Below are 7,843 nucleotides of genomic sequence, written 5' to 3'. Positions count from 1 at the left end.
CCATAGTTGTCGACGCGCCGCAGCTCCAGGTAGCGATCGAAGCTCAAGCTGTCCATCTGCAGCGCCAGCGAATCGGTCTGCCTGAGGATCATGGTATGCAGCGATTCCTCAAGACGTTTCCACACGCGCGGCTTGGAAGCCAACTGCGCCTTGATCGGGATCAAGCCTTCATAGAGCAACTGGGCGATAGGCGCTGATGCGGGAGGCCGAATGCCCGCTATCGCATCGAAGTAGTAGCCTCGCAGCTCCGATTGCCGCTGCGCATCGCCGAGGACGTCCGGGTTGGTGGTGGTGTCGTCTATGAGCGTGGTGATGCTCATCATCCGCTCTAAATAATAGATGCGGTCTTTCTTGGTATGCGGGTAAGCCAGGCCGCCATAGGAAGGCATGCTCATGGACAGATAGTGGTCGACGGCCTTCTGGCTTCCGTAATGCGCCAGGATGTAGCGGCTGTCGCTGAGGGCGACCTGCCGCTCGGCTTCCTCATGATCCGGGTGCCAGAGCGGCTTCAGGGTCAGGTGAAAATCGGGATGATGTATTTTCTCCCCGGCCTTCGGCAGACCGGCCAGGTTGCGGACGAAGTTGGGCGCCTTGATCATCCCCGATCCTCTCGTTATGAAATATTCCGCGTCTGAGTCTGCTGCCGGTGACGCGTCTCAACGCGGCTTCAGGATGGCGCTGTAGATCGAGATCTGTTTCTTCACTATCGCCACCGCCAGGCTTTCAGTCATCACATGCAGCTCTTCCAGCGGCCCGCGGGCGCCGAGAGGAAAGTGGTTCTCTATGTTCGCCCGTATATCCAGAAGCCAACGTATCGCGTCGGCATTGCTGGGCAGTACGCGCATATCCTGGATGCCGAACCCGCTTCGCTCCACGACTTCGGAAAAATGCTTCGGGGTCTTCCGATACTTACAGGCCAGCCTGTCGACGATGTCGGGCGTGTCGGATCTGTATTTCTCAAGGTCGATGTTGTAGAGGTTGTCCGAAACAACCACGGTGCTTTCCGGATGGACTCGCCGCCGCAATTTCTCCATAACGGTCTCGTACAGATCGTCAGGGAAATGCGAGATGACCCCGCGCATCACGACCAGGTCGTAGGGCGTGTCGGCGTCCGGCAGCAGATCGATATCCTTCGCGTTGCATTGATACAAGTTGATGCGATCTGAGAGACCTTGCTCAGCATGAACTTTGGCGCCATGCTCCAACTGCGGACGGCTGACATTGATGCCGTCCAGGCATTGGCACTCGGCAAAGCGATAAGCCAGGTGTTTCAGGATCGAACCCCAGCCGCAGCCGATGTCGAGAATCCGCTTGATGGGCGCGCGGCCTGTGTCGAAGCCGGCCAGTTTCAGCTGCCGGTCGAAATATCGAACACCCGACTCGTCGAGAGAAGCCGGAGGCGGCAAGACGGGATCGTCGTAAACGCCGAACTGGAACAGAAGGCTGTTTCCGATGACTTTGCGCCAATCTTGCGGGTCGTCTTGGTAGGTGTATTCGACTTTGGCCTGGTACTCGTTGACACAGGCGCCCTGGATCGCCGTGATCGCCATCTGTTGGAGACTGTTCGCTGTACGACTACGCTTGAGATCTTCCATGTGCACACTCCGCGGTGCGTCAATGCGATTGCCATCTTGGCGACGGTCTTGCCCTGATGGTCTTCAAGCTCGCGCGGGCTGACCGACCCAGCCGCCTCGCGCCATGTTTCAGCCGTTTCGCGCGAGGCGAAGCAGTTCCGCTTCGCCGGTTGTCAGCAGGATCTTCCTTAGCCACACGGTGAACAGATCAGGCTGCGCCGTCAGCGAGTGGATCAGAGAAGGAATATCGATCCAGCGCCAGTCCGCTACCTCGTGGGGGTTGGGCGAAGGCGGGCGATCGAACCTGCCCAGCAGAACGTGGTCGAGCTCATGTTCGACCATGTCCTCGGACACGCGCTCGCAATAGACAAAGCTGAAAGCCCTGCTTAGCGCGCAATCGAACCCCATTTCCTCAAACAAGCGCCGGTGCGCCGCGGTTTCCAGATCCTCGCCGTCGCGCGGATGGCCGCAGCAGGTGTTGCTCCACAGCCCGGGGGAATGGTATTTGCCGTGGGCGCGCTGCTGCAGCAGCATTTCGCCATCGGGATTGAAGACGAAAATCGAGAAGGCGCGATGCAGCCAGCCGTTGCGATGAACCTGGATCTTCCCCGCGGTACCGACCTGCTGGTCGTCGCCGTCCACGAGAACTAAGGTGTCCTCCGGTTGACATTCCATTGGTCGGTGCTCCCAACAGCGGTGGCTAAGAAGTGCTGGGTTACGGCGTCGCGACGATAGCCAGAACGCGGCAGTACCGACGCGATCCCAGTCACCGTTCTTCACTCACCGGAAATAACGCAAACTAACCTGCCGGACTTGGTTCGCGGTTTCTGCCGCAGACCCGGACCATACGCCCCTACACGCAGCCAAGTGACCCGTCGGTCACAGCTCTTTTCGCTCAGGCCGCGACATCGAACTCCGCGGCCGGTGCCGAGGTCGGCGCGGGTTCGCTTCTTGGCCCCTGCCCCATGGCGGGACAGTCGAGATCCAGAGCGCGTATCCGAGTAGTCATGAAGTCGATGAACGCGCGGATTCGCTTAGGCAGTTGCTGACGACTCAGATAGCACAGGTAGTGCCCGCGATCATCGGGCGCGACATGCGCAAGGCAGGCCACCAACGTGCCGGCGCGCAACGCGTCGCAAACCTGGTACGCCGGCAACTGGGCCAGCCCTTGGCCATCGAGTATCGCCTGCATCACCAGAGACGGGTCATTGACGACAATGTCCGCATTCGGGGTGACTTTGCTTGCATGCCCGTCGCTCTTGAAGTCCCAGCATTGCAAGCGGCCGCTGGGCAGGCGCTGGTTGACGCAGGCGTGTTCGGCCAGGTCGTCGACAGATTGCGGCAAGCCGCGCCTGCGAGCGTATTCGGGCGATGCGCAAACATGCATCCGCATGGGGATCAGCTGCTTGGCGATGACCTGGCTGTCTTCCAGGCGACCGTCGCGAAAGGCGACATCGATCCGGTCGGTTACCAGATCGACCGCGCGCTCCTCAAGCAGCAATTCCAGCGTCACGGTCGGATAGTGCGCCCGGAACTCGGCCAGCAGCGGCGCAACCACCTTGCGGCCGAATCCTTGCGTGGCACTGATCTTCAGCTGCCCCTGCGGCGGCCCCTCGCGCAAGTCGCGCATTTCTTCCAGGGCCTGCAGGATGCGCTCGACTCCGGGCCGGCAATTTTCATAGAACAACTCGCCTTCACCGGTAATGGTGGTGCTGCGTGTCGTGCGCAGGAAAAGGCGAGCGCCGAGTTGCTCCTCCAATTTCCGTACGCTGCGACTCACCGCGGAACGGCCGATGCCCAGCCGGTCGGCGGCCTTGGAGAAGCTGCCCTCGTTGGCCACGGCAATGAAGGCGACCACACCGGTGTAGTTGGCCGACAAGCTGGTCGTCAGCTGATCGTGGTGGCTGACCGAGTCTTTAGTCTGCGAGATAATTGACATGGTGCCCTCGTAATATCAGCGCGGTCCGCCGAGGCTGTCAGCCACACTGGTTGTACGGAAGCCCAAGACAGGTCAGTCGCCGGCCCCTCGATCCGGGACGTTGGTTTGAAGTTGAATGACGCGGCGGCCGTGACGCCGGGCATCGATCGAGAAAGCGCCGGCTCCGATCAGCGCGATCGTCGCGCAGCCGCCCACATGACCCATAAGGAGCAGCTGCTGGGCCGGACTGGACATTGCCAGGGCGACGACAGCCGCCATGCCGAGAAGCACAGCGACCCATCGCGTCGCAAACCCGATCACCAGCAACACCGCGGCCAACGCAGCAGCCGGCAGAAGATAACCAGCGCCCAGCGGAACCGGCGACAGCGCGGCCGGGATACCGAAGGCGACAAACGCATAGCAGATGCGAAGGAACAGCAAGGCGATCCCGACGGCGCCATCGGGGTAACGGGAAGCGTACTTGGTCATCCGCCAACGCTATCGCCGGGCCGCCCTTTCGCTAAGCCCCGAATGGGGGATGCGACGTCCCTCTGACGAGGGGTAGGATGTTCATATTCAGGCGACAAACTTCGATGGGGCTTGTCGGCCGAAACCAAGAAACGGATGACCGCGAAAGTGTGGCTACTCAGAATCCTCCTGATTGTCGTATCGGCGGCTTTGCCTACGGCGACATCCGCGCAGGAGCCCCGTCGCCTCGCCAATTACACGCACCAGCGCTTGATCGAGAGAAGCCAGGCACCGGCGCCGGTGCTCGCGATGGCGCAAGGGCGCGACGGTTTTCTGTGGCTCGCAACCGCAGAGGGGCTGTTTCGATTCGACGGGAGCAGGTTCGAACTGATCGAAGCCGAAGGCCGCGGTCAAAAGCACGGCGCTCCGAGCGCGCTGTTGGTGACCAGAAGCGGCGAGGTATGGACCAACTTCGAGACGTCGCGCCGCTTCGCGGTCTACCGCGGCGGCGCGTTGCGAATTTTGGACGCTCCCGCCGCGCCAAGCCGGGTCGTCGCGATGGCGGAAGGCGCCGACGGCGCGATATGGGCGTTGACCGCCAACTACGATGCCGAGGTGCTTCGCTTTCACAACGGACGTTGGCGCACCTTCAACGCGGCCGACGGTCTTCCGAAAAGCAATTCCGCCAATATGCTCGTGGCGGCCGATGGCGCGATCTGGATCGCATGCAGTACCGGGATCGCGCGTTTGCCGCCAGGGGCGGAGCGGTTCGAGATCCACCGGCACACGCCGCGAGCCAAGTTGTCCCAGGACCAGGCGGGCCGGATATGGGTTTCCGAGCGCAATGGAAGCTATCCCATTACCGGTGAGGGCGGGCGCGGCGCGCCTGTCTCGTTACGCACGCCCTATCGCACCGGCAACGTAGAGATTCGCGGCGGGCCGCTGTTCGACCGCGAGGGCAATCTTTGGATCGCCACGCGCTACAACGGTGTGAAGCGTCTTGCCTCCCCCAGTGCATCTGCTGGAAGCGGCGGCGCCGAGGCGGAGTCTTTCACGAGCCGCGATGGCTTGTCCTCGGACGTAACCAGCCAGGTGCTGGAAGATCGGGAAGGCAATATCTGGATCGGCACTGAGGCAGGGCTGGACAAGTTTCGCTCCGCCACGCTGATCTTCGAACCGGCGTTGGCATCTCCCGCCGCCTTCGGCGACAAGCTTCTGGATGCGTCCGACGGCAGCGTGTATATCGGCCAAGCGCGGACCGTGTATCGGGTCAGGCCCGGCGGGATGCCGGAGCCGATCTTGCGCAACGTGATCGAGCCCGAGAGCCTGTGCGAAGCGCCCGACGGCGCCATCTGGATCGGCTTCCCGACCCATATCCTCGTATGGGCGGGCGGTTCCGTTCGCCAGACGATCGAACGCCCCGACAAGGACGCCAATCACAACACGATCTATGACTGCGCCTTCGATGCGCATGGCGACTATTGGATCTCCGCAGCTGGAAGCGGCCTGCACCGATACAGACGCGGGCAATGGGAAACCGTTCTGCAACCCGGCGATCGGGCCGATTTCTATCCGACGACGATGGTCGCCACGTCCGCCGGCGGCGTGGTCGTCCAAGTGGGAAACCGATTGATTTGGATCGAGGACTCCGGACGGACTTCAACCCCTCTGGACTTCGGAGCGAACGAACTCAAGGTGCTCACGCTCTACGCCAAAGGAAAGCAGGTCTTCGCCGCCGGAGACTTCGGCCTGTCTCGCTATCGCGCGGGCGGTGTCGAAACCGCCAGGGCCGTCGAGGCGTCCCAGAACAGCCGCATCAATGGGATCGTGCAGACTCCGCAGGGCGATGTATGGCTGGCCTATCCCAAGTCGCTGGTCCGGATCGGGCCGCAAGAACTGGAACAGGCATTTTCCAGAAGATCGCTTCCGGTGCCGACGCTGTCGCTCGGCCTCGGTGACGGCCTGGTGAGCCGGCCGCATTCGCATTCACAGCGTTCGATGGTGCGCGGCGGCGATGGACGGTTGTGGATCGCGACCGAAACCGGAACCTTATGGATGGATCCCGCGCGCGTCGCCCACAATGCCCTGCCCCCGATCCTTGCGATCAAATCGATAAATGGCGATGGCCGTGTGTATCGCGACCCGACGGCACTGAAGCTTCCGGCCGCGACGGCCAATATCCAGATCGACTTCGCGGCGCTGAGTTTCGCCGACCCCGACCGCGTCCGTGCCCGCTATACGCTCGAAGGCTTCGATCAAGGCTGGATCGATCCGGGCGCGAGGCGACAGGCGTTCTACACCAATCTCCCGCCAGGGAAGTACAAGTTTCGCGTGATAGCCGCCAACAACGATGGCGTCTGGAACCCGACCGGCGCGGCGCTGAGCTTCGAGATTCCACCCACGTTCCTCCAGTCGGTATGGTTCCTTCTGCTCTGCGTGGGGCTGGCGCTGGCTTTGCTATGGTTCGTCTATCAGCTTCGCGTGGCGCAGATCGCCGAGCGCATCCGCGGCCGGCTGGAGGATCGCATCGCCGAACGCGAGCGCATCGCGCGCGAGCTTCACGATACCTTGCTGCAAGGCGTTCAGGGCTTGATCCTTCGTTTTCAGGCAGTCGCCGACCGAATTCCGAACGAAGACAAGTCGCGAGCGCAGCTGGAAGCGGCGCTGGTGGCCGCGGACGATGTCGTGGTGGAAGCCCGCAACCGCGTGCACGACCTGCGCGGCAACGAAGGAGCGGGCGATCTGTGCGCGATCATCGAGGAGCTCGTGGCCGCCGTTCCGTTCGACCCGCCGATCCAGGTTCGCATCGTCGCCGAGGGAAGGATGCGGGACCTGCATCCGGTTGTTGTCGCGGAAACCACCAGAATCGTACGCGAGGCGCTGTTCAACATCGCCCATCACGCGCGCGCGTCGTCCGTCGAGATCGCGATCAGCTTCGAAGCCAAGTATCTGGCCATACACGTTCGCGATGACGGCATCGGAATTTCCGCGCGCGTGCTGGCGCTTGGCCGCAAAGAGGGTCATTTCGGCATGATCGGCATGCGCGAACGCGCCGAGAAGATTGGCGGCAGCCTGGCGATCAGCAGCAGCCCCGGCAGGGGCACCGAAGTTGCATTGACTTTGTCTACCGAACTGGCGCTGGCGAAACGCCGATCGGGCCGACGAGCCTGGTTTTCTCGCTTCTTGCGCAGGAATCCGTCCGATGAGTGACCCGAAGATTCGCGTTCTGGTTGTCGATGACCACCCCATGCTGCGCGCCGGCGTGGCCGCTGTCCTCGAGAATCAAGCCGACATGATCATGGTCGGCGAGGCGCGCAATGGGAGCGAAGCGATCGAGCGTTTTCGCGAACTGCGCCCTGACGTGACGCTTATGGATCTGCAGATGCCGGGCATGAATGGCCTGGATGCGATCATCGCGCTTCGCGCGGAGCATCCCGGCACCCGGATCATCGTTCTCACGACTTATACCGGCGATGTGCAGGCGGTTCGCGCCTTGAAGGCCGGAGCGGCCGGTTATCTGCTGAAGAGCAGTCTGCGAACCGAGCTGATCGATGCGATTCACGATGTTCATCGCGGCCAGCGGCATGTTCATCGCGATGTCGCCGGCGAGATCGCGCTTCACGTGGTCGATGAGGCTTTGACCGAGCGTGAAATCGCGGTCCTTCGATTGGTCTCGGTCGGCAGGGCCAACAAGCAAGTGGCCACGGAGCTCGGCTTATCCGAAGAGACGATCAAAGGGCATCTGAAAAGCATATTCTCGAAGCTGGATGTCACCGATCGCACCCACGCCGTTACGGTCGCGGCGCGACGGGGCATTATCGAACTTTGATCCATCGCTGACGGCGGAGTCCAAGGCACGCCGTACAGATGCGTACCTGTCGCA

At 62.1% G+C, this 7,843-nt stretch carries 7 protein-coding genes; 2 read left to right on the top strand and 5 right to left on the bottom strand.

Going from position 1 to position 7,843, the window contains the following annotated elements; genetic code table 11:
- The 5 genes from AB4Y92_RS13390 to AB4Y92_RS13370 form a co-directional block, all read right to left on the bottom strand.
- A partial coding sequence (locus AB4Y92_RS13390; protein ID WP_441820102.1) for a hypothetical protein occupies positions 1-599 on the bottom strand: 599 nt, incomplete at its 3' end.
- 57 nt (positions 600-656) lie between these two features.
- Complete coding sequence (locus AB4Y92_RS13385; RefSeq protein WP_441820101.1) at positions 657-1,595, bottom strand: SAM-dependent methyltransferase; 939 nt, start codon at positions 1,593-1,595, stop codon at positions 657-659.
- A 108-nt stretch (positions 1,596-1,703) separates the two neighbouring features.
- Entirely contained in the window at positions 1,704-2,249 is a 546-nt protein-coding gene (gene idi, locus AB4Y92_RS13380; RefSeq protein WP_441820100.1) for an isopentenyl-diphosphate Delta-isomerase, read from the bottom strand.
- Between the two features lie 220 nt (positions 2,250-2,469).
- Positions 2,470-3,513 (bottom strand): LysR family transcriptional regulator, encoded by a 1,044-nt coding sequence (locus AB4Y92_RS13375; RefSeq protein ID WP_441820099.1) that lies wholly within the window; start codon positions 3,511-3,513, stop codon positions 2,470-2,472.
- A 72-nt stretch (positions 3,514-3,585) separates the two neighbouring features.
- Complete coding sequence (locus AB4Y92_RS13370; protein WP_441820098.1) at positions 3,586-3,981, bottom strand: hypothetical protein; 396 nt, start codon at positions 3,979-3,981, stop codon at positions 3,586-3,588.
- 111 nt (positions 3,982-4,092) lie between these two features.
- Between AB4Y92_RS13370 and AB4Y92_RS13365 the strand changes: the two genes are divergently transcribed.
- Both AB4Y92_RS13365 and AB4Y92_RS13360 read left to right on the top strand, forming a co-directional pair.
- Positions 4,093-7,170 carry a two-component regulator propeller domain-containing protein gene (locus AB4Y92_RS13365; protein ID WP_441820097.1) on the top strand — a complete coding sequence of 1,026 codons (3,078 nt, stop codon included), beginning with the start codon at positions 4,093-4,095 and terminating at the stop codon, positions 7,168-7,170.
- Positions 7,163-7,789: a response regulator transcription factor gene (locus AB4Y92_RS13360; RefSeq protein WP_441820096.1), complete on the top strand. Its 627-nt coding sequence runs from the start codon at positions 7,163-7,165 to the stop codon at positions 7,787-7,789. Before AB4Y92_RS13365 ends, AB4Y92_RS13360 begins: the two co-directional genes overlap by 8 nt.
- The last annotated feature ends 54 nt before the right edge of the window (positions 7,790-7,843 follow it).

This window comes from Lysobacter sp. TAB13, from assembly GCF_052113885.1.
Classification (GTDB): Bacteria; Pseudomonadota; Gammaproteobacteria; order Xanthomonadales; family Xanthomonadaceae; genus Lysobacter; species Lysobacter gummosus.
Note: the sequence above shows the minus strand (reverse complement) of the source record. Positions and strands in the feature narration are given on the sequence as shown.